This is a genomic window from Nocardioides sp. CCNWLW216 (assembly GCF_037120545.1).
Lineage (GTDB): Bacteria > Actinomycetota > Actinomycetes > Propionibacteriales > Nocardioidaceae > Nocardioides > Nocardioides lianchengensis.
This window is the reverse complement of the sequence record NZ_JBBBBJ010000002.1, coordinates 179,842-206,076: the sequence shown is the minus strand read 5'-3', so window position 1 is coordinate 206,076 and position 26,235 is coordinate 179,842. Positions and strand designations below refer to the sequence as shown.

Genomic DNA, 26,235 nt, shown 5'->3' with positions numbered 1-26,235 from the left:
GGTGGCAGTGACTCGGTCCTCAGGAGTGCGTGTCGCACTGCTGGTCGTGGCCGTCGGACTCTTCGGCGCCGCCGCGGTCTGGGGCGCCCCCGACGACGGTCGGGTGATCGGCATCTGGCCGGTCGGCCTGGCGACCGGAGCGGCACTGCTCGCGCGCGGGCGCCAGGTCCCGCTGGTGATCCTCGCCGTCGGGCTCCTCGCGTTCGTCGAGATCACGGTCAACCGACCGACCGGCGTCGCTGCGGGGTACGCCGTCGGCATCGCCGTCGAGACCGCGGTCGTGTGGTGGATCCTCAAGCGCGGCCGCCCGGGTCCGCTGACCCTGCGCTCCGACCTCGACCTGCGGATCTACTTCCTGGCCTCGATCGTGGGCGGGGCCGTCGCGGCGGTGACCGGACTGGTCACCTCGGCGCTCGCCGACTGGGGTCGGCCGGGGACGGTGGCCCTCGCGCTCGGCACCGCCCACCTCGCGAGCCAGCTCTGCGTGATCCCGCTCTTCGCCCTGCTGCCCGACCACGGGCCGTCGGCGGGCCCTCTGGAGCGGGTGCTCCAGTGGATCTCGATCGCGGTCGTGACGCCGCTGGTCTTCCTGCCCCACGACTTCCCGAGCCTGGTCTTCCTGGCCGTGCCGATCCTGGCCTGGAGCGCGTTCCGGATGGCGCCGTTCGAGGCGCTGCTGCAGATGGTCGCGGTGCTGGCGTTCGCGATCGGGATGACCACCGTCGGCTGGGGTCCGTTCGCCGACGTCCCGAGCGAGTACGGCATGTCCGTCGACGCCCGCGGGATCGTGCTGGCGACGTACGCCGCCACCTGCGCCTTCATCGTCGTCCCGCTGATGCTGCGCGCGGGCGTGCATCTCGTGACCGCGCGCGACGCGGCCGCCGAGCGTGACCGGATGCGCAACGTCGTCGACGGCACCCAGGGCGTCGCCATCATCGGCACCGACGACCTGGGCCGGATCACCCTCTTCAATCCGGGCGCCGAGCGGCTGCTCGGCTACTCCCGCGAGGAGGTCCTCGGCCTGCCGACCCGGATGTTCCACTCCGAGGAGTCGATCGCCCGCAAGGCCGACGAGCTCGGGGTCGACCCGGACCACGCCTCGGTGGCGCGCGCGATCATGGACCGCGACCTGGTCGCGACCGCGATGGGCTTCCTGCGCAAGGACGGCGAGGAGCGCAGTCACGCGATGACGCTCTCGCAGATCGCCGACGAGCGCGGCCACGTCATCGGCTACGTCAGCACGTCCGAGGACGTCACCGAGCGGCTGCACACCCAGAACGCGCTCGAGGAGGCGGTCCAGCGGCTGCGCGAGGTCGACGCGGTCAAGGACGCCTTCGTCTCCAGCGTCAGCCACGAGCTGCGCACCCCGATCACCAGCATCCTGGGCTACCTCGAGATGCTCGAGGACGGCTCGTACGGCGACCTCTCGCCGCTGCAGCGCGACGCCGTGCGCCGGGTCTCGAGCAACAGCGACCGGCTGCTGGGGCTGATCGACGACCTGCTGACCCTCTCGCGGGTGCAGGACTCCGGGCTGTCGGGCGAGCGGGCCTTCGACCTGCGCTCGGTCGTCGAGGCCGGGTACGCCGTGGTGCTGCCGGTGCTGAAGTCGCGCCGACTGCAGATGGGCCTCGACCTGCCGGAGGAGCCCGTCCCGTTCCTGGGCGATCGCGACCTGATGGAGCGGGTGGTGGTGAACCTGGTCGGCAACGCGGTCAAGTTCACGCCCGACGGCGGCCGGGTGGCGGTCGGCCTCGCGGTGCTCGGCGACTTCGCGCAGCTCGACGTCGCGGACACCGGCATCGGCATCCCCGTCAGCGAGCAGCCGAAGCTCTTCACCCGCTTCTTCCGCTCCGAGCTGGCCCAGAAGAACGCCATCCAGGGCAGCGGGCTCGGGCTCTCGATCGTGCGCGGCATCGTGGAGAAGCACGGCGGCTCGGTGGCGGTGACCTCGGAGGCGGGGGAGGGCACGACCTTCCACGTGCGGCTGCCGGTCGTCACGTGAGCACTGTGGGTTAGGGTCACCTAACTATGGGGGCTCGGATCTTCCGCGACGCGCAGGGCGTGCCGCACGTGCGAGCCTCCTCGGTGGCCGACCTGGCGTTCGCGCAGGGCGAGGTCACCGCTCGCGACCGGGCCTGGCAGCTGGAGTTCCTCCGCCGCCGCGCGACCGGCACGACCGCGGCGGCGTTCGGCCCGCACGCGCTGGCGTGGGACCGCCTCGCCCGTCGTACGACGATCGCCGCCACCGCCCGTCGCGCCCACGCCGGCCTGTCCGCGCAGACCCGCGCGTTCCTGGCGTCGTACGTCGCGGGCATCAACGCGGGCCTGCACTCCGACGCACCCGAGTTCGGCGGCGTCGGGATCGTCGCGGAGCCGTGGGAGGACTGGACGTCGCTCGCGGTGTTCCTCGCCCAGCACCTGCTCTTCGCCAGCCTGCCCGGCAAGCTGTGGTCGCACCGCGCCCGCGAGGTGCTCGGCGCCGACGCGTCGCTGCTCTCCCACGAGGGGCCGCACACCAGCGGCAGCAATGCCTGGGCGGCCGGCGGAGGACGCACGGCGAGCGGGCTCCCGCTGATCGGCGGCGACCCGCATCGCGTGATCGAGTCGCCCGGCGTCTACCAGCAGGTGCGGCTGGCCTGCGAGGACCCCGACGACGCGTTCGACGTGGTCGGCTTCGCCTTCCCGGGGGTCCCCGGCGTGCAGCACTTCGCGCACGCCGGCGGGGTGGCCTGGGCGATCACCAACGCGATGGCCGACTACCAGGACGTCTACGACGAGCGGCTGCGTCGTACCCCGGACGGGGTGGAGGCGCTCGGCCCCGAAGGCTGGGCCCCCGCGGCTGCCCAGACGGAGACGGTGGCCGTCGCCGGGGCGGACGACGAGCCCGTCGAGGTCGTCGTGACCGAGCGGGGACCGGTCTTCGAGGGTGGGCCCGACGAGGGCCGGGGACTGTCGGTGCGGGCCGCGTCGATCGTCCTCGGCGACCTCGGCTTCGACACCCTGCTGCCGTTGCTGCGCGCCCGCACCGCCGACGACGTCGACCGCGCGCTCGACGGCTGGGTCGAACCGGTCAACAACGTGGTCGTCGCCGACACCACCGGTGCGGTCCGCTACCGGGTGGCCGGCCGGGTGCCGGTGCGCGACGACGCGAACCGGCGCGGCATCGTCGACGCCGCCTCGGCGGACGCCGTCTGGCGCGGGTGGCTGAGCGGACTGCCGCGGCACGTCGTACCTGCCGACGGGCACGTCGTCACCGCCAACGAGCGACGCGGCGCCGAGAGCGACCCGATCGGCACCGGGTTCGCGCCGCCGCACCGGGCGCAGCGGCTGCACGCCCTGCTCGACGGGCGCACCGACCTGGCGCCGGACGACTTCGCGGCCTTCCACAACGACACGCTGTCGCTGCCGGCCCTCGCCCTGCGCGAGCTGGTCCGCTCGGTCGACGCCGGCGGTCCGGGTGCGATCGTGCGGAGCGAGATCCTCGACTGGGACGGGCGGATGGACGCCACCTCGGTCGGGGCGGCGGCGTTCGCGGCCTGGCGCAGCGCGCTGGTGGTGCGGCTGGCCGCCGAGCCGGTCTTCGCGCCACTGCTCGAGGAGCGGCACGACCGGGTCTTCGCCCCCTGGCTCGACGCGGCGGGCCGGATCGGGCTCGCCCTCGAGACGCTCGCCGACGCGGGCTCGCCGTACGGGATCGACCTGAGGGCGCACGCCGCTGCGGCCCTCGAGGACGCCGTCGGCCACCCCGCGACCTGGGGCGCGACCCACGTCGTCACCCCCGCGCACGCCTTCGACGTCGCCAGCGTCGACCTGGACCCGCCGCCGGTGCCGCCGCTTCCCGTCTCCGGCGACACCGACTGCGTGCGCTGCACCGGCTCCGTGCCCGGCCTGACCGACGCCTGCTACCGAGGCTCGGTCGCCCGCTACGTCTGGGACCTCGCCGACCGCTCGGCGTCCGGCTGGGTCGTCCCGCTCGGCGCGCACGCCGACCCCCGTGACCCCCACCACCACGACCAGCTCCCGCTCTGGGTCGCCGGCGAGCTCGCGCCCGTCGTCACCGACTGGGACCAGCTCTCGGAGGACCTGTGAACTTGACCGTCGACCGCTTCGACCCCGCCCGCGACAGCGAGCTCCTGCACGCCTGGGTGGTCGCCGACCGTGCCCGCTTCTGGATGATGCAGGAGCGCACGCTGGAGGAGGTCCGCGAGATCTACACCTGGCTCGACGAGCAGCCCACCCACCACGTCTGGCTGGTGCGCCGTGGCGGCGAGCCGGTCGCGCTCTACCAGGACTACGAGCCCACCGCCGAGGAGATCGGCAGCCTCTACGACGTGCAGCCCGGCGACCTCGGCGTCCACTTCATGCTCGCCGAGGCGACCGTCGCTCAGCCCGGGTTCACCGCCGCCGTGACCGCGTTCCTCCTCGACCGGGTCTTCGCCGACCCCGCCGTACGACGGTTGGTGGTGGAGCCCGACGCCCGCAACGACAAGGCGGTCGCCCTGGTCACCCGCCTCGGCTTCGAGCTAGGCCCGGTCGTCGAGCTCTCCACCAAGCCGGCCCAGCTGGCCTTCCTCACCCGGGACGCTTACCGCCTCCTCGCCGAGTCGGCGTGAGTTCGGTGCCGAGTCGTCGCGAACTCGCAACGACTCGGCGTCGGGGTGGTTGAGGTCTCGGTCCGGCGGCCGGGTCCGCGGAGCCGCGTCAGTCGCGACGACAGGTTCCGGGGCGGGTCGGCCAGCAAACTGGGCCCGGGCGACGGCCCCCGCCAGCACCGGGGCAGCCGGCAGATCGGGCGCGGCCGGGTCCCGGCCCGTCGTCGACCGGTCCGGCTCGTCGCTGTCGAGGACGACGCCCAAGGGCCGTCGAGGGCGTCGCGGTCGTCCCGACCTGGGCGCGCTGACTCAGCCGACCTCCTTCTCGAAGAACGCCTCGGCGTACGGGTTGTCGTTGTACCGCCCGATCTCGCGGTAGCCCGCGCGGGCGTACATCGCGACCGCCTCGCCCAGCGCCCGGTTGGTGTCGAGGCGGACGACGTCGTACCCGAGCCGCACGACCTCGGCCTCGAGGTGCCGCAGCATCCGCGATCCGAGCCCCGCGCCGCGCCAGGCGTCGTCGACCCACATCCGCTTGATCTCACCGACGCCCTCGCCGATCCGCTGGACGCCCCCGGCGGCCACCGGGACGCCGTCGCTGAGGGCCACCACGAACGTCCCGCCGCGGGCGGCGGTCATCGAGGAGACGTCGTCCACCGGCCCGGGGTCGAACCCGCCGGGGAAGCGCCGGTCGAGCTCGTCGAAGTAGCGACCCATCGCGTGCCGGGCCGGGGGAGAGGCGGGGTCGACCGGGTCGAGCGAGACGGTCGCGGCCCGGACCAGCAGGTCGGCGGTGGCGAGCGCCTCGGTCAGCCGGTCGCGCTGCCGCTCGGTGAGCGGCGCGAGCAGCCGCGCCGCGAGCTCCTCCGATCGGTCGTCCAGCGTCCGGAGGGTACGACGACCCGCCGACGTCGGCGTGACCGTACGACGGCGCCGGTCGGCCGGGTCGGCCTCGACCGCCACCAGGCCCCGGTCCTCGAGCTGCCGCAGCACTCGGCTCAGGTAGCCCGAGTCCAGCCCCAGCCGCTCGCGCAGCTCCTGGGCGCCGCACCCGTCGCCGGTCTCGAACAGCACCCGCATCGCGCCGAGGGGGAGCCCCAGGCCCAGGAAGGAGTCGTCGAGCGCCCCGATGCGCTGGGTGTAACTGCGGTTGAAGCGGCGCAGGACCGCGGTGGCGTCGGACATGTGTCTGACTCTAGTCAGGTATCGCGAGACGCGCTCAGTCGGCCCCGGACCTTCCGAGTGCGTCGGCTTTCACCGGCCTGAAGGCAGGAATCCGTCGTCTTGAGTGGCCGAAGAGACTGATTCCGTCGTACCCCACTAGGCTGAGTGTGTGCCCACCACCCTCCCGCTCTGGCTCGACACCCCGCTGCGGCCCGCCGCGCGCCCGACCCTCGCGGGCGAGCACGAGGTCGACCTGCTGGTGGTGGGCGGCGGGTTCACCGGGCTCTGGACGGCGCTGCGCGCGGTCGAGCGGAACCCCGGGACCCGGGTGCTGCTGGTCGAGGCCGACCGGATCGCCGAGCACGCCACTGGCCGCAATGGCGGGTTCTGCGAGGCCAGCCTGACCCACGGCGAGAGCAACGGCCGCACCCGCTGGCCCGACGAGTACGACGACCTGCACGAGCTCGGCCTGCGCAACCTCGACGCGATCGAGGAGACGGTGGCCCGCTACGGGATCGACTGCGGCTTCGTCCGCGGCGGCTCGCTCGCGGTCGCGACCCGGCCCCACGAGGTCGAGCACCTCGAACCCGGCACGCCCGGCTTCCTCGACGAGGCCGCCGTCCGCGCGCTGGTCGACTCGCCGACCTACCTCGCGGGCCGGCACACGCCCGACGAGTGCGCGCTGGTCGACCCGGCCCGGCTGGCCTGGGGCCTGGCCGAGGCCGCCGAGCGGCAGGGCGCGGTGCTGGCGGAGGGCACCCGCCTGCTGGCCCTCGAGCGCAGCGGTCGCGGGGTCGTCGCGACCACGGAGGGCGCGACGGTCCGGGCCCGCCACGTCGTGCTGGCGACCAACGTGTTCCCGGGTCCGCTGCGCCGGCTCCGCTACGCCACCGTGCCGGTCTACGACTACGTGCTGGCCACCGAGCCGCTCACCGAGGAGCAGCTCGCCGAGATCCGCTGGGACCCCGCGGTCGGCATCTCCGACTCGGGCAACCAGTTCCACTACTACCGCGTCACGCCCGACCGCCGGATCCTGTGGGGCGGCTACGACGCGATCTACCACTACGGCCGCTCCATCGACCCCGCGCACGAGGACCGTGCGGCGACGTACGACGTCCTGGAGCGCAACTTCGCCGCCACCTTCCCCCAGCTCGCCGGCGTCCGGTTCACCCACCGCTGGGCCGGCGTCATCGACACCTGCACGCGCTTCTGCGCCTTCTTCGGTACGGCGCACGGCGGCCGCACGGCCTACGCCGCCGGGTTCACCGGCCTCGGCGTGGGCGCGTCGCGCTTCGCCGCCGACGTGCTGCTCGACCTGCTCGACGGCCGTCCGACCGAGCGCACCCGGCTGCGGATGGTCCGCCGCCGGCCGCTGCCCTTCCCGCCCGAGCCGCTGGCCTGGATCGGGATCAACCTGACCCGCTGGGCGCTGGCCCGCGAGGACCGCACCGGACGCCGCCACCCGTGGCTGCGCCTGCTCGACCGCCTCGGCCTCGGCTTCGACTCCTGAGGGCGTTCAGCCGCGAGCGCGACCCTCGACCCGCACCCGCAGCACCTCGTCGACGCAGCCCCGGCAGGCCTGGGCGCCCGTCGTCTCGAAGGGCAGGTGCCAGAAGACCTTCCAGGTGGCCGCGGGCAGCCCGCAGGCGGTCCACGGCTCCGTGTTCACCCGGGCGTGCCGGGTGCCCCACGGCATCCGCCCGCCCGGACCGGCCGGCTGCAGGTGCGGAGCGCTGGTGACCCAGGTCGTGCTGTCACGTCGTGCCTCGGGCGAGACGAGCGTCATCGATAATCCCTTCGCATGGAATCTGGAATCACTGTATGACACTCAGTCCCATCGGTCACCCCCATCCGCCACACTGACCCTGTGAGCGAGACCCCCGACATCCGAGCCGCGGCCTTCCGGCTCTTCGCCGAGCGCGGGTACGACGCCACCTCGGTCGACGAGATCGCGAGCGCGGCCGGTATCAGCCGCAGCACCTTCTTCCGCCAGTACGGCTCCAAGGAGGCCGTCGTCTTCCCCGACCACGACGAGATGCTGGAGCAGGTGGAGCGCCGGCTGCGCAGCTCCCACGAGGACTCCGCGCTGCTCGCCGTCACCGACGCGGTCCGGGCCGTCCTGGTCCATTACGTCGACGAGGGCGACCGGGCCCGCGAGCGCTACCGGCTCACCTCGTCCGTCCCCAGCCTGCGCGAGCGGGAGCTGGTGAGCGGCGCCCGCTACCAGCGCCTCTTCCGCCGCTACCTCAGCGCCTGGGGCGACGGCTCCGAGGCCGCCGAGCTGCGCGCCGAGGTCACCGCGGCGGCCGTGGTCGCCGCCCACAACCGGGTGCTGCGCCGCTGGCTGCGCGGCGAGTGCGACGACCCGGCCCGCGAGGTCGGGGAGGCGCTGGCCGTCGTCCACGAGACGTTCGACGCCCCCGCCGTCACCCGTACGGCGGTCGTCGTGGTCGCCGAGGGCACCTCGATGGCCGGCGTCGAGGCGGCCGTCCGCGACGCGCTCGGGGGCGCGGTCGTCGACTGAGCGTCTGCGTGCGAGATCGCCTCGGCTGGGTACCGCCTTCCTCAGATGTCAGAGATGAGCCGGGGGGCCATGAAGATCGCGGAACGAGCGTCGGCGCTGTACGACGCAGCAGGGGTCGAGGCCTACGGGCTCGCCGTCGCGGTCACCGGTGACCCGGCGCGGGCGGAGCAGGCGTTGGTGCAGGGTCTCCGTCGCGTGCTGGGGGACCGCGGCCCGTCCTCGCCGGCGGACGACAGACTCCGGTTGATGACGGCCGTCTGCGACGTCCTGGTCGACGGCGATTCCGAACGACGCAGCATCGTCGCCTCGCTCCTGATGACGAGACTCGCTTTCTGCCGCACCGACGCCGCTGCCATCCTGGGTGTCGGTCCTCGGGAGGTCGTCGAGCTGGTCGTCGCGGGTCTTCGCGACGTACAGGAGCTGCGCCGGTCGGCCTGACTCATCAGACGCATCGAGCCCCGACCCGGTCCGGCTGGGGGCCCGTCAGCGGCGGTAGAGGTCGATCTCGTCGGCCCGCATCCAGAGCAGGATCGAGGCGGTGACATGCGTGTCGAGCGCGGACGCGTCGGGGTGAGCCCCTCATCGGAGCGCTCTGGAACCTGATGAGGGAGTCGGGCCGGCCTCAATCGGCGAGGAAGGCGGCGACGACGGGGGCGAACTCCTCGTGGAACTGGAACACGCCGCCGTGGCCGGAGTCGGGGTAGATGATCAGCTCGGAACCGGCGATCCGGCGGTGCAGGTCTTCGGAGAGCACCGAGGGGACCATCCGGTCGTGGTCGCCGTTGGCGATCAGAGTGGGGCCGGTGAAGACCGAGAGGTCGGACGGCGCTGAGCGGCCGTACTTCTTGATGGCGGCGAGCTGGGTGCGGAACGCTCTGATGCTGATGGTGGCGTCCCGGTCGTGGGTGCGCTCGCGCAGCCGAGCGATGAAGGCCTTCGCGGCCTTCTTGCCGCCAGAGTTGCGGTTGAAGAAGAGGAACTCCTTGGGGTCCGAGCGCGTGAGGGTGGCTCGCACGATGTCGTAGTAGGTGGTGCGAGCGACCTTGTCGATGCCGGTGCCGCCGCGGGGGCCGGTGCCGGTGAGGACCAGGCGGCGTACGAGGTCGGGGTGCTTGACGATGAGGTCCTGGGCGATCATGCCGCCCATCGAGAACGAGAAGACGTCGATGGAGGTGTGGCCCAGGGCGCTGATGAAGGTGTAGGCGTCGTCGGCGGCCTGCTCGATGGTGTCCGGGACCGAACCGGAGGAGGCGCCGACGCCGAGTTGGTCGAAGGCGATGACGTGCCGCGTGGCGGCCACGGCGTCGATGATGCGGGGGTCCCAGTTGTCGAGGGTGGCGGCGAGGTGGACGAAGAAGACGACGGGGACACCGCTTGGGGGTCCGAGCTCTCGGTAGGCGAAGGTCTCGCCCCCGGCTGAGATCTTCTTGGTCGGTGCTTCGGCGTACGAGGTGATGGTCATGCTGTCCTGCTCTCTGGTGCGATCGGAGGGTCGTGCGTCGGTGACTAGGACAAGTGCGCGACGGTCTTGCCCGGGGTGCCGTCCCGGCCCAACGTCGACAGGGCGGTCGGGATGTCCTCGAAGGCGACCGTCCTGCCGAGCACTGGTCGCAGGGTGCCGGCCTCGACAAGCGCGGTGATCTCGGCGAGCTGACGACCATCGGCTCTCATGAAGAGGAACTGGTAGCGGACCTCGAGCGTGGCGGCTGCGCGCCGCACCTTCCGACTGAGCAGCCCCATCACGAGTCGCAGCGCCGGGTTGAGCCCCAGTTCGCGCGCGAACTCCGGGGTCGGGGGTCCGGCGATCCCGATGGTGACTCCTCCGGGCCTCAGCACCGTCAGGGACCGCAGCACGTTGTCACCGCTGACGCCGTCGAGAACGAGGTCATAGCCCGAGAGCGTCTCCTCGAAGGAGGCCGAGCGGTAGTCGATGACCACGTCGGCGCCGAGGTCACGGACGAGGTCGGCGTTGGCCGCGCTCGCGGTGGCGGCGACGGTGGCGCCGAGGTGCTTGGCCAGTTGGATCGCGATGTTGCCGACGCCACCTGATCCGGCGTGGACCAGGACCTTCTGCCCAGGCTGGACCTGCCCGACCACCACGAGGGCCTGCCAGGCGGTGAGCGCGACGAGGGGGAGGGAGGCGGCTTCTGCAGCGGTGATGTTGTGCGGTCGCAAGGCGACGTCCTCGACCCGTGCGGCGACCTGCTCGGCGAAGCCGCCGATCCGGCCGTCACCGAGTCGGGCGTAGACCTCGTCGCCGGGGACGAGCTCCGTCACCTCGGAGCCGACGGCCACGACCGTCCCGGCGACGTCGTGCCCGAGGGTGAACGGCGCTCGGTAGCGCAGGAACGCCTTGAACTCGCCGAGCCGGACCTTCTCGTCGAGCTGGTTGAGCCCCGTGGCCTCGACCTGGATGAGGACATCGCGGTTGCCCACCCGCGGTGCCGCGACCTCGGCCAGGGTCAGCGGCCTCTTGTACGACGACACGACCAGCGCCTTCATGAGCGGGCCGTCGTGGCCGAGGCCAGCACTGCGTCGTTGACCGCGGTGGTCGACCGGGCGGTGGCGTAGACCTCCCAGCCGCGGCTACTGAGGTGGCGGGTGATGGACGAGCCGATTCCTCGGCCCGCCCCGGTGACCAGCACGGAAGCCATGGTCGTCCCTCTTTCGTCGGCACGGGTCCGCACGGTAGGAACCCACGATTAGCGTACGATCGTAATTTAATAAGGGCAAGCACGTCCGGATGTCTAGGCTGACGAGCGTCAGTCCACCGGTGAGGTGGTCGGTGGTCGTGATGTGGAGGGGTGCGAGCAGGTGGCGAGGTACGACGCGATCCACAAGAAGGCCACGCGTGCGCGGATCCTGGAGACCGCTGGCCGCCGACTCAAGCGGGACGGCATCGACGGCACGGGCGTGGCCATCCTGATGAAGGACGCCGGTCTGACCAATGGCGCCTTCTACGCTCACTTCGACTCGAAGGAGGACCTGGTTGCCCATGTGGTGACCGAGGAACTCCGCGGCCAGCAGGAGCGCTTCGCGGCCCTGGGGCCGGGGAGTGACGGGCTCGGGGTGCTGCTGGGTCAGTACCTCTCCCCGGGGCACCGAGACGCGCCGTCGGAAGGGTGTCCCTCGGCGGCACTCCTCGACGAGATCGCCCGTTGCTCGCCGACTACACGGACCGCGTACACGGCCGGCGTCCTCGACATCGTGACCGAGATCGGCGCCCGGCTCGACCGTGACCCGGACGATCGCGAGACCCGCTCGCTGGTTCTTGCTGTCTACGCGCTGCTCATCGGCGCTATTCAGCTGTCCCGGGCGCTGACTGACACTGACCTCGCGGCGGGCGTGCTGGATCAGGCCAAGCGTCAGGCCGAGAGGATGCTCGGGCTGTGAGCATGACCCTGATGTGACGGACGTGATCCCAACGTCGCGCTCAACACCGCCACCTGACAGTGGGAATGGCCCGGACGGGCGGATTTCACCGCAGGGACAAGCGTCGGTCGGGCCCAAGAGCCCGTCACCGACCCAGGAGCTGCCCCCACAGTGCCCCCAGAGCCGCGAGTTCGGGGCCACCTTCGCGAAAGCATCGAGCCCCCGACCTGTCTGTGCAGATCGGGGGCTCGATGACTGGGGTGAGTAACGGGACTCGAACCCGCGACATCTGCCACCACAAGGCAGCGCTCTACCAGCTGAGCTATACCCACCATGGTCATCCGGACGGGGCCGGGACCGGAGAGGAGTCTAGAGGAATCAGTCCGTGGAGGTGGAATCGGGACCGGTGAGCCCGGTGATCGAGCCGCCGTGCTTGGCCGCGATCGCCCGGGCGGTGTCGCTGTCGGGGCCCGGGGAGGCCTGGAAGACCGCCTCCCGGTAGTAGCGCAGCTCCTCGATGCTCTCCTGGATGTCGGCGAGGGCGCGGTGGTTGCCGCGCTTGGCCGGCGCCTGGAAGTAGGCCCTCGGGAACCAGCGGCGCGACAGCTCCTTGATCGAGGAGACGTCGACGATCCGGTAGTGCAGGAACTGCTCGAGGGTGCTCATGTCGCGGGCCAGGAAGGAGCGGTCGGTGGCCACGGTGTTGCCGGCCAGCGGGGGCCGGCTGCCGTCGGGGCAGTGCTCCTTGATGTAGGCCAGCGTCCGTTCCTCGGCCTCGGCCATGGTGACGCCGTGCTCGAGCTCGGCCAGCAGGCCGGACTTCTCGTGCATGGTGCGCACGAAGTCGCCCATCTGGTCGAGCGCCTCGGCGGGGGGCTTGATGATGATGTCCACGCCGTCGCCGAGGACGTTCAGGTCGAAGTCGGTGACCAGGGCCGCGACCTCGATCAGGGCGTCCGCCCCGAGGTCGAGGCCCGTCATCTCGCAGTCGATCCAGACCAGTCTCTCGTTCACGAGGCGCAACCCTAGTCGTGACCGCCCCCAGGTCCCGACGTTCGAGGACCTTGGGCTCTTAGAAAGGACTCAGGGAGGGGCCCTAGGCTCCAGCTGTGAGGGAGTGGCTCGGCCTGGTGGCGCGACTGGTGACAGGTGGCGTCTGGATCTGGGCCGGCGCGCTGAAGCTCGGCGATTCCTACCAGAGCGTGCAGGCCGTGCGCGCCTACGAACTGCTGCCCGAGAGCCTGGTCGAGCCGGTCGGCTACCTGCTGCCGGTGCTCGAGGTCGTCGTCGGCTTCGCGCTCGTGGTGGGGGTGCTGACCCGCGGCGCGGCGGTGCTGTCGGCCCTGCTGTTCGTGGTGTTCATCATCGGCATCGCGAGTGCCTGGGCCCGTGGCCTGCAGATCGACTGCGGCTGCTTCGGCGGGGGCGGCTACGACCCCGGCGCCGAGTCGGCGTACCCCTGGGAGATCGCCCGCGACGCCGCCCTGCTGCTCGCCTCGCTGTTCCTCGTCCGGTGGCCGCGCACCCGCCTGTCCCTGGACTCCGTGCTGTTCCGCCCGACCACCGCCTGACCCGAAGCGAGACCCGATGTCGAAGAAGTCTGCCCAGTCCAACCGCGAGCGCGCGGCGGCCGCCCTCCGCGAGCAGCAGCGCCAGGAGGCCCGGCGTCGCAACCTGATGGTGGGCGGCGTCGTCGGCGTGCTCGTGGTCGCGGTGGTGGCCGGCTTCCTGTGGATGCGGGCGAACGACAGCAGCGGCGACATCGCGGCCCCGGCGGCCGGCTCGGAGTTCGGCCTGACCATCGGCCCGGAGGGCGCCCCCCGCGAGGTGATCGTCTACGAGGACTTCCACTGCGTGCACTGCGCCGACCTGGAGTCGCGCACCCGCGACGACCTGACCGCGGCCGCGGAGGCCGGTGACGTCCGCGTCGAGTACCGGCCGATCGCGTTCCTCACGCAGTACTCCGTCCGCGCGGCGAACGCCTTCAAGGTGGTGCTGGACGAGTCCGGCCCGGACATCGCCAAGACCTACCACGACCTCCTCTTCGAGAACTACGACGAGGCTTCCGGCAGCGAGGACGGCCTCGACGACGACACCCTGGTCAGCCTGGCCGGCGAGGCCGGGGCCGACGAGGACGCCGTCCGCGACGGCATCGAGCAGGTCACCTCGCAGGGATGGGTCGACGACGCCACGAAGGCGGCCGAGGACGCCGGGGTGCAGGGCACCCCGTCCGTGCTCCTCGACGGCGAGCCGGTCAGCGGCAGCTCGGAGGACATCGCGAATTCGCTCGCGAAGGCGGTCGGCTGACACGCTGCGGCGGGTGAGCCTCAGCGACTTCATCCGCGGCCTCCCGAAGGCCGAGCTGCACGTCCACCACGTCGGATCCGCCTCGCCGCGGATCGTCAGCGAGCTGGCCGAGCGCCACCCCGGCACGGTGCCGAGCGATGTCGACGCGCTGCGCTCGTTCTACGAGTTCCGCGACTTCGCGCACTTCATCGAGGTCTACCTCGCGGTCGTCGCGCTGATCCGCACCCCCGACGACATCCGGTACCTCACCTACGAGGTGGCCCGCGAGATGGCCACCGAGCAGCAGCTCCGGTATGCCGAGCTCACCTGCACGCCGTACACCTCCGTGCGCCCGCACGAGGAGGGCGTCGGCATGCCGATCGAGGCCTACTCCGAGGCGATCGAGGACGCGCGGGTCGCCGCCGAGCGCGACTTCGGGCTGGTGCTGCGCTGGATCTACGACATCCCAGGGGAGTCGGGGCTGCCGGCCGCCGACAAGACCCTCGAGTACGCCGTGCAGCACCCGACCGAGGGCCTGGTCGGCTTCGGGCTCGGCGGCCCCGAGATCGGGGTGCCGCGGCCGCAGTTCCAGCCGCACTTCGAGGCCGCCCGCGCCGCCGGGCTGCATTCCGTCCCGCACGCGGGGGAGACCACCGGCCCGGGGACGGTCTGGGACGCGCTCCGCGTGCTCGGCGCCGAGCGGATCGGGCACGGCACCTCCGCCGCCCAGGACCCCGAGCTGCTCGCGCACCTCGCGGCGACCGGCGTACCCCTCGAGGTCTGCCCGTCGTCCAACATCGCGACCCGTGCCGTGGCGACCCTCGACGAGCACCCGCTCCGGGCCTTCCGCGACGCCGGCGTGACGGTCACGGTCAACTCCGACGACCCGCCGATGTTCGGCACGTCGCTCAACCGCGAGTACGAGATCGCCGCCGACCTGCTGGGCCTCGACGAGGCCGGCCTCGCGGACCTGGCCCGTACGTCGGTGCGCGCGTCGTTCGCCCCGGAGGACGTGAAGACGCGGGTGCTCGGCGAGATCGACGCGTACCACCAGCAATGATGAGGGCCCCGCACTCTCATACAGTGCGGGGCCGGCACCTTTCTAGCCCGGTCGGGTCGTCCGGTCCGGGAGGCGCGCCCACGAACGTAGGATGCGCACATGTCCGGACCGGGAGCGATCAGGGTCGCCGTGGTGAACGACTACGAGATCGTGGTCGCGGGGATCGCCTCCCTCATCGCGCCGTACGGCGACCGGGTCGCCGTCGTGGAGCTCGACACCGGCGTGCCGGTGCTCAGCGAGGTCGACGTGATCCTCTACGACACCTTCGGGCAGGTGCAGGGCGACGGGGTGGACCTGGAGGACCTGGTCCACGGCAGCGACGCGCGGGTCGCGATCTTCAGCTGGAACACCGACGCGGACCTCGTGCGGCGTGCGCTGGAGCGAGGGGCGTCGGCGTACCTCTCCAAGGGGCTCAGCGCCCTCGCGATCGTCGAGGCGCTGGAGCGGGTGCACCGCGGGGAGACCGTGATTCCGGACGGGCCCGGGCCGGTCGAGGTCGTGGCCGGCGGGTGGCCGGGCCGCGAGCACGGGCTGACCGCGCGCGAGGCCGAGGTGGTCGCGCTGATCACCCAGGGGCTGAGCAACCAGGAGATCGCGGACCGGTCCTACCTGAGCATCAACTCGGTCAAGACCTACATCCGCACCGCCTACCGCAAGATGGGGGTCGGCAGCCGCTCGCAGGCCGTGGGCTGGGGCGTCCAGCACGGCTTCGCCACCCGGCGGACGCGGGTGGTCAGGCCTGAGGTGTCGGGCCCCGACCAGCGCTGAGCGCGGTGTGTCGGGTCCGCAGGACGTAGTCCTTCGCCGGGCCCGAGCTGTGCCAGATGACCGTCCACCCGCTCCGGTCGGGGGCGACGTCGATCCGGCCGCGGTAGTGGTCGGGCGCGCACGGGTGGTCGACCTGCTCGCCGACCGACCAGGGGTGGAACGCCCGGCCGTCGGCGAAGTGCACGACCCACTCGCCGGCCGCTCCTCGTCGTACGTCGAGGGTGCGGGCGACCGGCACCTCGTGGTCGGCGCCCGCCCGGTCGGTCCAGCGCATCGTGCCCTCCTCGCGCCACCGGACGTGATCGTCGGTGACCAACTCGAGGGTGGCCGTGCCGTCGACCTGACGGGTCTCGCCGGTCAGCCGGTCGTCGACCTCGCGGGCCAGCGCCCAGGTGCCGAGGAGGTCGGTGGGCGCGGTCACCGCAGCGCGCCGAGCATCATCGCGGTCGCGGTCTCGACGATCTGCTCGGGCGTGACGACCAGGGCGCCGTCGAGCCAGGCCGTCACCAGCTCGGCGGTGCCTCCGATGAACAGCAGGCCCGCGACCTCGCCGGAGACGCCGCCCCAGACCTCGGGGCCGTGCCGGTCCTCGATCTCCTCGGTGAGTCGGTGGGCGAAGTGGCGCAGCAGCGCGGTCCGCCGGGGTCGCAGGGTGGCGATCCCGGCCGACTCGATGATCGCGACCCGGCCCTTGCGAGGATCGTCCGCGACCAGTGCGACGAAGGCCGCGATCGAGGCCCGGGCCCGCGCCTCCGGCTCGTCCCCGGCGGCCTCGGCGGCGGCCAGACCGACGGACTCGATCTCGGAGGCGATCGCGTCGAGCACGGCGAGGAGGGCCTCGTCCAGGTTGCGGAAGCTCTCGTAGAAGTACCGCTCGCTCAGGCCGGCCTCGGCGCAGACCCGGGTCATGGTGACCCGCCCGCCCGGGGCGCCCCAGACCGCCAGGGTCGCCGCCAGGAGCCGCTCGCGCCGCTCCGCGGCCCGATCCTCGGCGCTCACGCCCCGATAGGTCCCCGACTGCACCGCCACGGCTCCAGGGTCTCACAGCGGGGCCCGGCGAGAAGGTTGACAGGACGTCCTTCCTGAATGATCCTCGGGGAGATGACGACCTCTCGAGCACTGCCCGCCGTCCGGCGCGAGGACCGCGGTCTGCCCGTCCTCGGACGCCACCTCGACTACGCCCGGGACCCGATGGCACTGTTCCGCGGTCTCGCGCAGGAGTACGGCGCGGTCGCGCCGATGCGGATGCTCGGCCGGACCGCCGTGGTGCTGCTGGGGCCCGACGCCTGCCAGGTCGCGCTCACCAACCGCGACAAGGCGTTCGCCAACGGCCCGGCCTGGTCCGAGCTCGTGGGGCCGTTCTTCCGGCGCGGGCTGATGCTCCTCGACTTCGAGGAGCACCACACGCACCGGCGGATCATGCAGCAGGCCTTCACCCGCGACCGGCTGGAGACCTACGTCGCAGCCATGCACCCCGCGATCGCCGCGGGGACCGCGCGCTGGGAGCCCCGCCCGGCGTTCGCGGCGTACCCCGCGGTGAAGCAGCTGACCCTCGACATCGCCGCCGACGTCTTCATGGGCGGGGCCACGGAGACCTCCCGTGCGGAGATGGACCGGGTGAACCGGGCCTTCGTCGCGTGCGTGCAGTCGGCCGGTGCCCTCGTCCGGGCCGACCTGCCCTTCACGCGGTGGCGCCGGGCCCACTGGGGCCGTCGGGTGCTGGAGGACTTCCTGCGTCACTACCTGCCGGCCAAGCGGGCCACGCGCACCGACGACCTGTTCTCCCAGCTGTGCCACCTCGAGGACGACGAGGGGGTCCGGTTCACCGACCAGGACGTCGTCGACCACATGGTCTTCCTGATGATGGCGGCGCACGACACGTCGACGATCACCCTCTCGACGATGCTCCAGCTGCTCGGGCAGCACCCGGAGTGGCAGGAGCGCTGCCGCGCGGAGTCCGAGGCCCTCGGGCCGCGACCCGACCTGGCCGGGCTCGAGGGGCTGACCGCGCTCGACCTGGTGATGCGGGAGTGCCTGCGCCTGCGGGCCCCCGTCCCCGTCGTGGTCCGTCGTACCGTCCGCGACACGGTGGTGCTGGACGTGCGGATCCCGGCGGGCACCACCGTCGTCGTGACCCCGCAGTACTCGCACCTGATGCCGGAGCTCTGGACCGACCCCACGGCGTTCGACCCGGAGCGGTTCGCCGAGGACCGGCGCGAGGACCGCTCCCACCGGCTCGCCTGGGAGCCCTTCGGGGGAGGGGTCCACAAGTGCCTCGGGCTGCACTTCGCCGGGGCCGAGGTCAAGGCGGCCATGCACCACCTGCTCCGCCACCACCAGTGGCGGGTCGCCCCCGGCTACCAGCCGCCCATCGACAACCACTCCCTGCCGTTCCCGTCCGACGGCCAGCCCATCGACCTGCAACGGCGCCCCGCCACCGAGAGGATCCCCCGATGACCCGCGAGATCGCGTCCCTGACCGTCGTCGTCACCGGAGGGGCGCGCGGCATCGGCCGGGCGACCGTCGAGCGACTGGCCCGGCGCGGGGCCCGGGTCGCCGTCGGCGACCGGGACGCCGACCTGGCCCGCGAGGTCGCCGCGCCGTACGGCGGGCGGGTCCGCGCCGCCGCGCTGGACGTGACCGAGCCGGCCTCCTGGCGTGAGTTCCTGGGCGAGGTGGCGGTCCTCGGGCCGGTCGACGCGCTGGTCAACAACGCCGGGATCATGCCCCTCGGGTCGGTGCTGAAGGAGTCCGACGAGGTCGCGCGCGCCATCGTCGACGTCAATCTGCACGGGCTGATCAACGGAACCAAGGCGGTCGCGCCGGGGATGGTCGAGCGCGGCCACGGCCACCTGGTCAACGTGGCCTCCGCGGTGGGCCGGATCGCCGTCGCGGACGGCGCGACGTACTCCGCCTCCAAGTTCGCGGCCGTGGGCTTCAGCGAGGCGACCCGCGCCGAGCTGGCGCCGTACGGCATCGACGTCACGATGGTGCTGCCCACGGTCGTGCGCACCGAGCTGGCCGCAGGGGTGCCCGCGGCCCGCGGGGTGCGGCCGGTGAGCGCCGACGACGTGGCCCGGGTGATCGAGTCCGCGCTGCGCCGCCCGCGAGCCGAGCTCTGGGTGCCCCGCTGGGCGCAGGGGCTGACCAAGGCCACGCAGGTCCTGCCGCGTCGCGTCCAGGACGCGATGGCCCGGCTCACCCGGGCCGACAGCGTGCTGGCCGAGGCCGACCCTGCCGCGCGCGCCGCCTACGAGAAGCGGGCCCGCCGCCTCGGCTGACGGGTGCGTCCGGGACGCCGACTATCCTGCGGCGTATGAGCAAGCCGGTCCGCATCGCCATCGCCAACGACTACGTCGTGGTGGTCGCCGGGGTCGCGGCCGCCTTGGCGCCGTACGCCGACCGGGTCGAGGTCGTCGAGCTGGACAGCCGGATGCCGCTGGCCACCCCCGTCGACGTGCTCCTCTACGACACCTTCGGCCAGATCCAGGCCGACAGCATCGACGTCGACGCGCTGTCCCACGGGCTGGCGGGCCGGGTGGTGGCGTTCAGCTGGAACGTCGAGCCGGAGCTGGTCAAGCGGGCGCTGGAGACCGGGGTGCACGGCTATATCCCCAAGTCGGTCACCGCCGAGGAGCTCGTCGACCTGATCGAGCGCGTGCACGCCGGCGAGCAGGTCGTCCCCGCCGTCGACGAGTCGGAGGAGAACTTCGGGGCCTGGCCGGGCCGCGAGCTCGGGCTGACCGACCGCGAGGCCGAGATCCTGGCCCTGATCACCCAGGGCTACAGCAACGACGAGATCGCCCGGCACGTCTACCTCGGCATCAACACCGTGAAGACCCACATCCGCAAGGCCTACCGCAAGATCGGCGTGAGTCGGCGGGCCGAGGCGGTGCTGTGGGGCATCGACCACGGCTTCCGGCCCGACACCGAGCGGCGGATGCGCAACCGCTGAGAGACTCTAAGTCGACCGGACCGATCGACTAGTCTGGGGCCATGACCGTCCAGGCCGTGCCGATCCCGTCGTACGACGACGTCCGCGTCGTCGTACCCGCTCCGGACGCCGGTCCCGGCAACTGGGCGGGCGCCGCGAGCGCGGTCCTGGTCGACGGGGTGTTCTGGCTGACCTGGCGGGTCCGCCGGCCGCTGACCGACGGCCGCGGCGTCGCCGTGCAGGTGGCGCGGTCGCTCGACGGCGAGACCTTCGAGGTGGTCGCCGAGGTGAGCCGCGAGGAGTTCGGGGCCGAGTCCTTCGAGCGGCCGGTCCTGGTGCCGGTGCCGGGCGTGGGCTGGCGGCTCTACCTCTCGTGCGCGACCCCGGGGTCGAAGCACTGGTGGGTCGACAGCGTCACCGCCGCCACCGTCGAGGGCCTGCCCACCGGCGAGCGGGCCGTGGTGCTGGCCGGCGACGACCGGGTCGCGGTCAAGGACCCCGTCATCGAGCCGGCCGCGGGCGGCGGCTGGGACATGTGGCTGTGCTGCCACCCGCTGGAGGACGTCGGCCACGAGGACCGGATGACCACCCGCCACCTCACCAGCCCCGACGGGCTCGCCTGGACCGACCACGGCGAGGTGCTGGCCGGTCGCCCCGGCGCCTGGGACGCGCGCGGTGCGCGGGTCACCGCGGTCGTGGCCCACGACCCGCTGACCGTGCTCTACGACGGCCGCGCCGACGCGGCGTCCAACTGGTTCGAGACCACCGGTCTGGCGCGCTGGGACGGTGCCCGGCTGGTCCCTGACGACGGCGTGGGCACGATCGTCTCGCCGCACTCCGACGGGGCGTTCCGCTACGCCGCGGCGGTGCCGCTGCCCGACGGGCGCACCCGCTTCTACGTCGAGGCCGCGCGGCCCGACGGCGCGCACGATCTGGTCACGCTGGTTCGCTGAGGGAGTCGCTGAGCCTCTTCCGCTCCAGGAACGACCCTCGGCTCTCGCTGGAGAGCCACTCGTCGAAGCTCTCACCGGTCAGCTCGGCGAGCAGCGCGATGTCGTCGGCGAAGTGCGGGATCAGCCGCTCGCGGGCCTCGGCCGCGAGCTTGGGCCGGTGCGCCTCGCCGCCGCCGCTGAGCTGCGCGACCAGCGGGACGCTGGCCCGCCGCCAGATCTCCGGCGGGACGAACTGGCCCAGCTGGGCGCCGACTCGCACCACCGGCCCGAAGACCTGCGGGCGCCACCCGGGCTCGACGTACGCCCGGGAGTTGTCGCGGGGGATCTCCTCGACCAGGCCGGGCGTGATCCCGAGGAAGGCGCAGGCCTTGTCGACGGCCGCCTGCGGGTCGTCGACGAGCTCGCGGTAGCGCATCACCAGCACGCGCTCGCGATCGACGTAGCGGTAGAGGTGCTGCAGCTGCTCGCCGTACCGGCCGAGGCCGGCGTAGCGCCAGAACGGCGCCCAGCCGGCGGCCATCCGCTCCTGCTGGCGGGCGAAGGCCTCCTCGAAGTCGCCCACCGGCTCCAGCCCGTCGCACCACAGGTGCATCCAGTTGCTGTAGGCGCGGTCGATGGGGTCGCGGACCACCGCGATGAGCCGGACGTCGGGCAGCCGCTCGGCGATCCGCTGGTGGGCGCTGCGGCTCCACAGGTAGAACGGCGTGCTCTCGCCACGCTGTTGCTGCGACCCCGCGAGCGCGAAGAGCCGCTCGTACTGGTCCCAGCGCCAGATCCACTCCTGCTGCGAGTGCCGGTCACCCGGGCCCCGCCAGTCCGGCGGCGGCGCGTCGTCGCAGAGGAAGTACTTCGGCTCCTTCGGCGTCGTCGTGAACACCTCCGGGTGCTGCCGCAGTGCGGAGTGCAGGGCCGTCGTCCCGGCCTTCGGCGCGCCGATCACGAGGAAGTCGGGGCGGGGGCTCCGGGTCATCTGCGTAAGTGTACTGAGCAACTGGAGTTGATGGTTGTTGTCTGGACCGGGTCGACCCGGTCCGGCGCCCCTGGTCGGTTTGCCGGGTTGTGAGACGGGACTTCGTCCCTCCTCAACCACCGGGGGTTGAGGAGGTTGCGCAGCGGCGTCGGCTCCGGTGGTTGAGGAGGTTGCGCAGCAACCGTCTCGAAACCCGGTGAGCCGACGTGCGGTGTCGAGGGGCCGAAATCGGCGGCGCCCGCAGACCAAGGAGTGGTCCGCGGGCGCCTAGCCCAGGTCTTCTCCCCCCACGGGAGTCCACGAGCCGAGACGAAGTATCCCCGAGAAGGGCGGCTCGCGTCACACCCCCATGGGTATGTCGTCCGGTCAGGCGCCGCGCGGGGCGTACATGATGATCGCGACCCCGGCCAGGCAGACCAGCGCGCCGGTGACGTCGTACCGGTCCGGGCGGAAGCCGTCGACGACCATGCCCCAGGCCAGCGAGCCGGCGACGAAGACCCCGCCGTACGCCGCGAGGATCCGCCCGAAGTCGGCGTCCGGCTGCAGGGTCGCGACGAAGCCGTAGACGCCGAGCAGCACGACGCCGGCGCCGATCCAGGCCCAGCCCTTGTGCTCGCGGACGCCCTGCCAGATCAGCCAGGCACCGCCGATCTCGGTCAGGGCCGCGGCGACGAACAGGGCGACCGAGCGCAAGGTGTCCACGCGCGTCATCGTCCCAGGGCGGTCAGTCGGTCGCCGACCACGCCCGGGCGAGGAGCTCGTAGGAGCGGACCCGGTCCTCGTGCCGGTGCGTCACGGTGGTGATCACCAGCTCGTCGGCGCCGGTCGCCTCGTGCAACTGCTCCAGCCGCGCGACGACGTACGACGGGTCGCCCACGACCTGGGTCTCCAGCCGGTCGCCGACCAGCTCGTCGGCGTGGTCGGGCCAGGGGAGGGCGCGGGCCTCATCGGGGGTGGGGAAGGCGATCGCCCCCTCGCCGGAGCGGATGCTGCGGACCCAGTGCCGGTAGCCGGTCGCGAGCTCGACCGCCTCGGCCGCGGTCTCGGCGACCACGACGTCCGCAGAGACCGCGAGGTGGGGGCGCGGGCGCTGCTCGGAGGGACGGAAGGCGGCGCGGTAGCCGTCGGCCGCCTCCAGGACGGCGCCCGGGCTGACGTGGTAGTTGGCCGCGAAGGGCAGGGACCGCTGGCCGGCGACGTGCGCGCTCTCGCCGCCGCTGCTGCCGAGGATCCAGACCTCCAGGTCGGCGCCCTCGCCGGGGACGACGTGGGCCTCGGTGCCGGCCGCGTCGCGGTAGCTGCCGGCGAGCAGCGCGAGGATGTCGCCGACCTGCTCGGTGTAGTCCTGCGACTCGGCGCCGGGCTGCTGCAGCAGCGCCCGCTGCAGCGCGAAGCGCGGGCTGTCGAGCAGGCCGGCCGGCGAGAACTTCCCGGGGACCCGCAGCCCGTTGGGGGCGCGACCGTCGACGACCGGGGTGACCGCCTCGGGCGGGGGCGCGGGGAACACGGTGCTCGACGGGCGGCTCGAGCGGCCCAGGCCGAGGTCGAAGCGGCCGGGGTGCAGCGCGTCCAGGAGGCCGAACTCCTCGACGGTGGACAGCGCGGTCCGGTGGCCGAGCAGCACCGCGCCCGACCCGAGCCGGATCGTCGAGGTGGCCTCGGCGGCCATGGCCAGCAGGACGGCGGGGGAGGTGCCCGCGACGCCGGGGTTGAGGTGGTGCTCGGCGAACCAGTAGCGCGCGTAGCCGAGCCGCTCGGCCTGGCGGGCCAGGTCGAGCGAGCGTCGGATCGCCTCGCCCGGCGTCGACCCGGAGCTGATCGGCACCAGGTCGAGGACGCCCAGCGGGACGCGGGGGACATTCACGACGCGGCCCTGCGCAGGGGTGGGAGACCGAGGTTCTCGCGCAGCGTCGTACCGGTGTACTCGGTGCGGAACGACCCGCGCTCCTGCAGCAGCGGTACGACGCGGTCGGCGAACTCGTCGAGTCCGGTCGGGGTCAGGTGCGGGACCAGGATGAACCCGTCGCTCGCGTCGGTCTGCACCAGCTCGTCGATCTCGTCGGCGACCTGCTGGGGCGTGCCGACGAACGCCTGCCGCGCGCTGACCTCGACCATCAGCCGGCGGATCGACAGGCCGCCGGCCTCGGCTCGGGCCCGCCACTCGCGGGCGGTCGCGAGCGGGTCGCGGTGCATCCGGACGCTGGCCCGGCCCTGGGCGACCGTGTGCTCGCCGGGATCGGGGTCCACCTCGGGCAGCGGCCCGTCCGGGTCGTACGACGACAGGTCGCGGTTCCAGACCTGCTCGAGGAGCTTGATCGCGGTCGGCCCGCTGACCTGGCGGTGCCGCACCTCGTGGGCGATCTCCTCGGCCTCCGCGGCGGTGTCGCCGAGCACGAACGTCGCCGCCGGCAGGATCAGCAGGTCCTCCGGCCCCCGGCCGTACGACGCCAGCCGCCCCTTGACGTCCCGGTAGAACGCCTGCCCCGCCTCGCGGGTCGCGTGCCGGCTGAAGATGGCGTCCGCGCTGCTGGCCGCGAACGAGCGGCCCTCCTCGGAGTCGCCGGCCTGGAAGATCACCGGCCGGCCCTGCGGACTGCGCGGGACGCTGAAGCGGCCCTCGATGTCGAAGTGCCAGTCGTGGTGGGCGAACGTGCCCGTATCGGCGCGGCCGAGGAACTCGCCGGACCCGCGATCGGCGACGATCTCCTCGCCGGCCCAGGAGTCGAACAGCTCGTGGGCGGTCTCCAGGAAGGTGCGCGCCCGCTCGTAGCGGTCCTCCTGCGCGAGGTAGCCGCCGCGGCGGAAGTTCTCGCCGGTGAAGGCGTCCCAGGAGGTCACGACGTTCCAGGCGGCCCGGCCCTCGGAGAGGTGGTCGAGGCTGGCGAACTGGCGGGCCACCTCGACCGGCTCGTTGAAGGTCGAGCTGATCGTGCCGGCCAGCCCGAGGTGCTCGGTCACGGCGGCGAGGGCCGCCAGCACCGTGAAGGTGTCGGGGCGGCCGACCACGTCGAGGTCGTAGATCCGCCCGTGCTGCTCGCGCAGCCGCAGCCCCTCGGCCAGGAAGAAGAAGTCGAACTTCGCGCGCTCCGCGGTCTGGGCCAGGTGCACGAACGACCCGAAGTCGATGTGGCTGCCCGCCCGCGGGTCGCTCCAGACCGTCGTGTTGTTGACGCCCGGGAAGTGGGCGGCCAGGTGGACCTGCTTGCGCGGCCGGGTCATCGGCGGGCTCCCGTCGGGGCGTAGCGGTTGTCGGGTCGGGCCAGGCCGAGCCGCTCGCGCAGGCCGCCCCCGTCGTACGACGTCCGGAACGCGCCGTGCCGCTGCAGCTCGGGGACCAGGTCGCGGGTGATCCGGCGCAGGTCGCCGGGCAGCGTGGCGGGCCGCAGCCGGAAGCCGGCCAGACCGGCCTCGGCGCGCGCCTGCAGCAGGTCGGCGAGCGCCGTGGCGGTGCCGGCGAAGACCTCCGCGTCGCTGCTCAGCGGGCCGCCCGCCCGCTCGTCGAGGCGGGCCAGGCGGTCGGTAGCCTCGGCCTCGGTGTCGCCGAGGACCACGAGGAGCTCGCCGAGCACGAGCAACGGCTCGGTCCGGCCAGCCGCGGCCTCGACCTCGCGGACCTGCCCCACCTCGGCGCGGGCGTCGTCGTCCGAGTGCGGGGTCACGAGCACCACGTCGGCCGCGCGCGCGGCGATCCGGACCGGCCGCACCTCGTGGGCGAGCATCACCACGAGCGGCTGGCCCTGCGGCGGTCGGGGCGTGATGGAGGGGCCGCGCACCGAGAACCACCGGCCCTCGAAGTCGGCGTAGTGCAGCCGCTCGCGGTCGATGAACCGCCCGGTCGCGACGTCGCGGATCTCGGCGCCGTCCTCCCAGCTGTCCCAGAGTCGTCGCTGCACCTCCACGTGGTCGACGACCTCGTCCAGCAGGTCGTCGGTGCCGGGCAGCTCGCGCCGCCCGACCAGCCGGTTCTCGTGCGCGCGTCCCGAGGCCTGCACCCGTACGCCGGCGCGCCCGCCGCTGACGTGGTCGAGCGTGGCGATCGCCTTCGAGACGTGGAACGGCTCGGTGTGCGTCGCCACGACGGTCGGGACCAGCCCGACGTACCGGGTCAGCGGTGCGACGCGGGCCGCGATCAGCACCGCGTCCAAGCGGCCGCGGACCCGGTCGGTGCGGTCGTCGTACCCGCTGTAGGACTCGGTCTGGATCGCCAGCGAGTCCTCGATCGTCACCAGGTCGAGCAGCCCGGCCTCGGCCTCGCGGACCAGCTCGGCCCAGTACGGCGCCCGCAGCAGCTCGGTCGGTCGCGCGTCGTCCTCGCGCCAGGCCGCGGGGTGCCAGCCGGCCCCGTCGAGGGCGACGGCGAGGTGGAGGTGTCGGGTCACGGGACAAAGTTAACCAAGTCAGTAAGAATAAGTGCCTTGTGTCTCAGGTAGTCGAAGCCGGGGGTCGGCGCGCGCCGACATCCGTCGGGCGGCGATCGACGTCGTCACCCGTCATCGCGACCACCGAGCCGTCGGCGGTCCCCCGAGGAGGGTCTGCGGTCCCGGGCTGGACACACGGGGAGGTGTGCCTACCCGGGACCGCAGGAGACGCGACTTTCGGGCCCCCGAAGGTC

The 26,235-nt window shown here is 72.8% G+C and carries 28 protein-coding genes and 1 tRNA gene; 15 read left to right on the top strand and 14 right to left on the bottom strand.

The window, feature by feature from the left end; genetic code table 11:
• Nucleotides 1-25: 25 nt before the first annotated feature.
• The 3 genes from V7S47_RS05350 to V7S47_RS05340 are packed head-to-tail and all read left to right on the top strand — an operon-like array spanning nucleotide 26 to nucleotide 4,613.
• Nucleotides 26-2,002 (top strand): sensor histidine kinase, encoded by a 1,977-nt coding sequence (locus tag V7S47_RS05350; protein WP_336560597.1) that lies wholly within the window; start codon nucleotides 26-28, stop codon nucleotides 2,000-2,002.
• Between the two features lie 26 nt (nucleotides 2,003-2,028).
• Nucleotides 2,029-4,089 (top strand): penicillin acylase family protein, encoded by a 2,061-nt coding sequence (locus V7S47_RS05345; RefSeq protein ID WP_336560596.1) that lies wholly within the window; start codon nucleotides 2,029-2,031, stop codon nucleotides 4,087-4,089.
• Between the two features lie 2 nt (nucleotides 4,090-4,091).
• Nucleotides 4,092-4,613 (top strand): GNAT family N-acetyltransferase, encoded by a 522-nt coding sequence (locus V7S47_RS05340; RefSeq protein ID WP_336560595.1) that lies wholly within the window; start codon nucleotides 4,092-4,094, stop codon nucleotides 4,611-4,613.
• Nucleotides 4,614-4,901: 288 nt separating this feature from the next.
• Here V7S47_RS05340 and V7S47_RS05335 read toward each other — a convergent pair whose 3' ends face one another.
• Nucleotides 4,902-5,777, bottom strand: a complete 876-nt coding sequence (locus V7S47_RS05335) for a bifunctional helix-turn-helix transcriptional regulator/GNAT family N-acetyltransferase (RefSeq protein ID WP_336560594.1) — start codon at nucleotides 5,775-5,777, stop codon at nucleotides 4,902-4,904.
• A 148-nt stretch (nucleotides 5,778-5,925) separates the two neighbouring features.
• Between V7S47_RS05335 and V7S47_RS05330 the strand changes: the two genes are divergently transcribed.
• On the top strand, nucleotides 5,926-7,266 hold the full coding sequence (locus tag V7S47_RS05330) for an NAD(P)/FAD-dependent oxidoreductase (protein ID WP_336560593.1): 1,341 nt from the start codon (nucleotides 5,926-5,928) through the stop codon (nucleotides 7,264-7,266).
• Nucleotides 7,267-7,272: 6 nt separating this feature from the next.
• Here V7S47_RS05330 and V7S47_RS05325 read toward each other — a convergent pair whose 3' ends face one another.
• On the bottom strand, nucleotides 7,273-7,542 hold the full coding sequence (locus V7S47_RS05325) for a hypothetical protein (RefSeq protein ID WP_336560592.1): 270 nt from the start codon (nucleotides 7,540-7,542) through the stop codon (nucleotides 7,273-7,275).
• Nucleotides 7,543-7,623: 81 nt separating this feature from the next.
• Here V7S47_RS05325 and V7S47_RS05320 point away from each other — a divergent pair, with 81 nt between their 5' ends.
• Together V7S47_RS05320 and V7S47_RS05315 are read left to right on the top strand one after the other, a co-directional pair.
• Nucleotides 7,624-8,280: a TetR/AcrR family transcriptional regulator gene (locus V7S47_RS05320; RefSeq protein WP_336560591.1), complete on the top strand. Its 657-nt coding sequence runs from the start codon at nucleotides 7,624-7,626 to the stop codon at nucleotides 8,278-8,280.
• A gap of 54 nt (nucleotides 8,281-8,334) precedes the next feature.
• Nucleotides 8,335-8,718, top strand: coding sequence for a hypothetical protein (locus tag V7S47_RS05315; protein ID WP_336560590.1), 384 nt, complete (start codon nucleotides 8,335-8,337; stop codon nucleotides 8,716-8,718).
• 184 nt (nucleotides 8,719-8,902) lie between these two features.
• Here the strand turns inward: V7S47_RS05315 and V7S47_RS05310 are convergent, their stop codons facing one another.
• Genes V7S47_RS05310 through V7S47_RS05300 form a run of 3 tightly spaced genes read right to left on the bottom strand, consistent with a single transcriptional unit; the run spans nucleotide 8,903 to nucleotide 10,934 of the window.
• Nucleotides 8,903-9,742: an alpha/beta fold hydrolase gene (locus V7S47_RS05310; RefSeq protein ID WP_336560589.1), complete on the bottom strand. Its 840-nt coding sequence runs from the start codon at nucleotides 9,740-9,742 to the stop codon at nucleotides 8,903-8,905.
• A 44-nt stretch (nucleotides 9,743-9,786) separates the two neighbouring features.
• Complete coding sequence (locus tag V7S47_RS05305) at nucleotides 9,787-10,782, bottom strand: NADP-dependent oxidoreductase (RefSeq protein ID WP_336560588.1); 996 nt, start codon at nucleotides 10,780-10,782, stop codon at nucleotides 9,787-9,789.
• Nucleotides 10,779-10,934 (bottom strand): SDR family NAD(P)-dependent oxidoreductase, encoded by a 156-nt coding sequence (locus V7S47_RS05300; RefSeq protein WP_336560587.1) that lies wholly within the window; start codon nucleotides 10,932-10,934, stop codon nucleotides 10,779-10,781. Before V7S47_RS05300 ends, V7S47_RS05305 begins: the two co-directional genes overlap by 4 nt.
• 160 nt (nucleotides 10,935-11,094) lie before the next feature.
• On the opposite strand from V7S47_RS05300, the gene V7S47_RS05295 reads away from it, so the two are divergent.
• Entirely contained in the window at nucleotides 11,095-11,673 is a 579-nt protein-coding gene (locus V7S47_RS05295) for a TetR/AcrR family transcriptional regulator (RefSeq protein WP_336560586.1), read from the top strand.
• Nucleotides 11,674-11,908: 235 nt separating this feature from the next.
• Here the strand turns inward: V7S47_RS05295 and V7S47_RS05290 are convergent.
• Nucleotides 11,909-11,984, bottom strand: a tRNA-His gene (locus tag V7S47_RS05290).
• 46 nt (nucleotides 11,985-12,030) lie between these two features.
• The gene (gene orn, locus V7S47_RS05285) at nucleotides 12,031-12,666 is read right to left on the bottom strand and encodes an oligoribonuclease (protein ID WP_090857733.1); all 636 of its coding nucleotides are present in this window, start codon (nucleotides 12,664-12,666) and stop codon (nucleotides 12,031-12,033) included.
• A gap of 95 nt (nucleotides 12,667-12,761) precedes the next feature.
• On the opposite strand from orn, the gene V7S47_RS05280 reads away from it, so the two are divergent.
• The 4 genes from V7S47_RS05280 (at nucleotide 12,762) to V7S47_RS05265 (ending at nucleotide 15,766) form a co-directional block, all read left to right on the top strand.
• The gene (locus V7S47_RS05280) at nucleotides 12,762-13,223 is read left to right on the top strand and encodes a MauE/DoxX family redox-associated membrane protein (RefSeq protein WP_336560585.1); all 462 of its coding nucleotides are present in this window, start codon (nucleotides 12,762-12,764) and stop codon (nucleotides 13,221-13,223) included.
• Between the two features lie 16 nt (nucleotides 13,224-13,239).
• Entirely contained in the window at nucleotides 13,240-13,959 is a 720-nt protein-coding gene (locus V7S47_RS05275; RefSeq protein WP_090857727.1) for a DsbA family protein, read from the top strand.
• A gap of 13 nt (nucleotides 13,960-13,972) precedes the next feature.
• Nucleotides 13,973-14,998, top strand: a complete 1,026-nt coding sequence (locus V7S47_RS05270; protein WP_336560584.1) for an adenosine deaminase — start codon at nucleotides 13,973-13,975, stop codon at nucleotides 14,996-14,998.
• 99 nt (nucleotides 14,999-15,097) lie between these two features.
• On the top strand, nucleotides 15,098-15,766 hold the full coding sequence (locus V7S47_RS05265; RefSeq protein ID WP_336560583.1) for a response regulator transcription factor: 669 nt from the start codon (nucleotides 15,098-15,100) through the stop codon (nucleotides 15,764-15,766).
• On the opposite strand, the gene V7S47_RS05260 is transcribed toward V7S47_RS05265, so the two are convergent.
• Complete coding sequence (locus V7S47_RS05260; protein WP_336560582.1) at nucleotides 15,732-16,187, bottom strand: DUF6314 family protein; 456 nt, start codon at nucleotides 16,185-16,187, stop codon at nucleotides 15,732-15,734. The genes V7S47_RS05265 and V7S47_RS05260 overlap by 35 nt on opposite strands.
• A complete protein-coding gene (locus V7S47_RS05255; protein ID WP_336560581.1) occupies nucleotides 16,184-16,765 on the bottom strand; it encodes a TetR/AcrR family transcriptional regulator in 582 nt (193 codons plus the stop codon). Before V7S47_RS05255 ends, V7S47_RS05260 begins: the two co-directional genes overlap by 4 nt.
• A 102-nt stretch (nucleotides 16,766-16,867) precedes the next feature.
• On the opposite strand from V7S47_RS05255, the gene V7S47_RS05250 reads away from it, so the two are divergent.
• Genes V7S47_RS05250 through V7S47_RS05235 form a run of 4 tightly spaced genes read left to right on the top strand, consistent with a single transcriptional unit; the run spans nucleotide 16,868 to nucleotide 20,653 of the window.
• Nucleotides 16,868-18,223 carry a cytochrome P450 gene (locus V7S47_RS05250; RefSeq protein ID WP_336560580.1) on the top strand — a complete coding sequence of 452 codons (1,356 nt, stop codon included), beginning with the start codon at nucleotides 16,868-16,870 and terminating at the stop codon, nucleotides 18,221-18,223.
• A complete protein-coding gene (locus V7S47_RS05245) occupies nucleotides 18,220-19,047 on the top strand; it encodes an SDR family oxidoreductase (RefSeq protein ID WP_336560579.1) in 828 nt (275 codons plus the stop codon). Before V7S47_RS05250 ends, V7S47_RS05245 begins: the two co-directional genes overlap by 4 nt.
• A 35-nt stretch (nucleotides 19,048-19,082) precedes the next feature.
• The gene (locus tag V7S47_RS05240) at nucleotides 19,083-19,721 is read left to right on the top strand and encodes a response regulator transcription factor (RefSeq protein WP_336560578.1); all 639 of its coding nucleotides are present in this window, start codon (nucleotides 19,083-19,085) and stop codon (nucleotides 19,719-19,721) included.
• Nucleotides 19,722-19,762: 41 nt separating this feature from the next.
• Nucleotides 19,763-20,653, top strand: coding sequence for a hypothetical protein (locus tag V7S47_RS05235; RefSeq protein ID WP_336560577.1), 891 nt, complete (start codon nucleotides 19,763-19,765; stop codon nucleotides 20,651-20,653).
• Here the strand turns inward: V7S47_RS05235 and V7S47_RS05230 are convergent.
• The 5 genes from V7S47_RS05230 to V7S47_RS05210 form a co-directional block, all read right to left on the bottom strand.
• Entirely contained in the window at nucleotides 20,637-21,623 is a 987-nt protein-coding gene (locus V7S47_RS05230) for a sulfotransferase family protein (RefSeq protein ID WP_336560576.1), read from the bottom strand. The genes V7S47_RS05235 and V7S47_RS05230 overlap by 17 nt on opposite strands.
• A gap of 366 nt (nucleotides 21,624-21,989) precedes the next feature.
• The gene (locus V7S47_RS05225; RefSeq protein ID WP_442945329.1) at nucleotides 21,990-22,334 is read right to left on the bottom strand and encodes a YnfA family protein; all 345 of its coding nucleotides are present in this window, start codon (nucleotides 22,332-22,334) and stop codon (nucleotides 21,990-21,992) included.
• A gap of 13 nt (nucleotides 22,335-22,347) precedes the next feature.
• A complete protein-coding gene (locus V7S47_RS05220; RefSeq protein ID WP_336560574.1) occupies nucleotides 22,348-23,487 on the bottom strand; it encodes an LLM class flavin-dependent oxidoreductase in 1,140 nt (379 codons plus the stop codon).
• Nucleotides 23,484-24,842 carry an NtaA/DmoA family FMN-dependent monooxygenase gene (locus V7S47_RS05215; RefSeq protein ID WP_336560573.1) on the bottom strand — a complete coding sequence of 453 codons (1,359 nt, stop codon included), beginning with the start codon at nucleotides 24,840-24,842 and terminating at the stop codon, nucleotides 23,484-23,486. Before V7S47_RS05215 ends, V7S47_RS05220 begins: the two co-directional genes overlap by 4 nt.
• Nucleotides 24,839-26,002 carry an LLM class flavin-dependent oxidoreductase gene (locus V7S47_RS05210; protein WP_336560572.1) on the bottom strand — a complete coding sequence of 388 codons (1,164 nt, stop codon included), beginning with the start codon at nucleotides 26,000-26,002 and terminating at the stop codon, nucleotides 24,839-24,841. Before V7S47_RS05210 ends, V7S47_RS05215 begins: the two co-directional genes overlap by 4 nt.
• Between the last annotated feature and the right edge of the window lie 233 nt (nucleotides 26,003-26,235).

Bases quoted from the DNA above. Each gene is read 5' to 3' on its own strand.
- V7S47_RS05305 (WP_336560588.1), bottom strand. From the start codon at position 10,782: ATGAAGGCGCTGGTCGTGTCGTCGTACAAGAGGCCGCTGACCCTGGCC.
- V7S47_RS05345 (WP_336560596.1), top strand. From the start codon at position 2,029: ATGGGGGCTCGGATCTTCCGCGACGCGCAGGGCGTGCCGCACGTGCGA.
- V7S47_RS05300 (WP_336560587.1), bottom strand. From the start codon at position 10,934: ATGGCTTCCGTGCTGGTCACCGGGGCGGGCCGAGGAATCGGCTCGTCC.
- V7S47_RS05250 (WP_336560580.1), top strand. From the start codon at position 16,868: ATGACGACCTCTCGAGCACTGCCCGCCGTCCGGCGCGAGGACCGCGGT.
- V7S47_RS05230 (WP_336560576.1), bottom strand. From the start codon at position 21,623: ATGACCCGGAGCCCCCGCCCCGACTTCCTCGTGATCGGCGCGCCGAAG.
- V7S47_RS05215 (WP_336560573.1), bottom strand. From the start codon at position 24,842: ATGACCCGGCCGCGCAAGCAGGTCCACCTGGCCGCCCACTTCCCGGGC.
- V7S47_RS05335 (WP_336560594.1), bottom strand. From the start codon at position 5,777: ATGTCCGACGCCACCGCGGTCCTGCGCCGCTTCAACCGCAGTTACACC.
- V7S47_RS05225 (WP_442945329.1), bottom strand. From the start codon at position 22,334: ATGACGCGCGTGGACACCTTGCGCTCGGTCGCCCTGTTCGTCGCCGCG.
- V7S47_RS05265 (WP_336560583.1), top strand. From the start codon at position 15,098: ATGTCCGGACCGGGAGCGATCAGGGTCGCCGTGGTGAACGACTACGAG.
- V7S47_RS05325 (WP_336560592.1), bottom strand. From the start codon at position 7,542: ATGACGCTCGTCTCGCCCGAGGCACGACGTGACAGCACGACCTGGGTC.
- V7S47_RS05240 (WP_336560578.1), top strand. From the start codon at position 19,083: ATGAGCAAGCCGGTCCGCATCGCCATCGCCAACGACTACGTCGTGGTG.
- V7S47_RS05275 (WP_090857727.1), top strand. From the start codon at position 13,240: ATGTCGAAGAAGTCTGCCCAGTCCAACCGCGAGCGCGCGGCGGCCGCC.
- V7S47_RS05310 (WP_336560589.1), bottom strand. From the start codon at position 9,742: ATGACCATCACCTCGTACGCCGAAGCACCGACCAAGAAGATCTCAGCC.
- V7S47_RS05235 (WP_336560577.1), top strand. From the start codon at position 19,763: ATGACCGTCCAGGCCGTGCCGATCCCGTCGTACGACGACGTCCGCGTC.
- V7S47_RS05315 (WP_336560590.1), top strand. From the start codon at position 8,335: ATGAGCCGGGGGGCCATGAAGATCGCGGAACGAGCGTCGGCGCTGTAC.
- V7S47_RS05245 (WP_336560579.1), top strand. From the start codon at position 18,220: ATGACCCGCGAGATCGCGTCCCTGACCGTCGTCGTCACCGGAGGGGCG.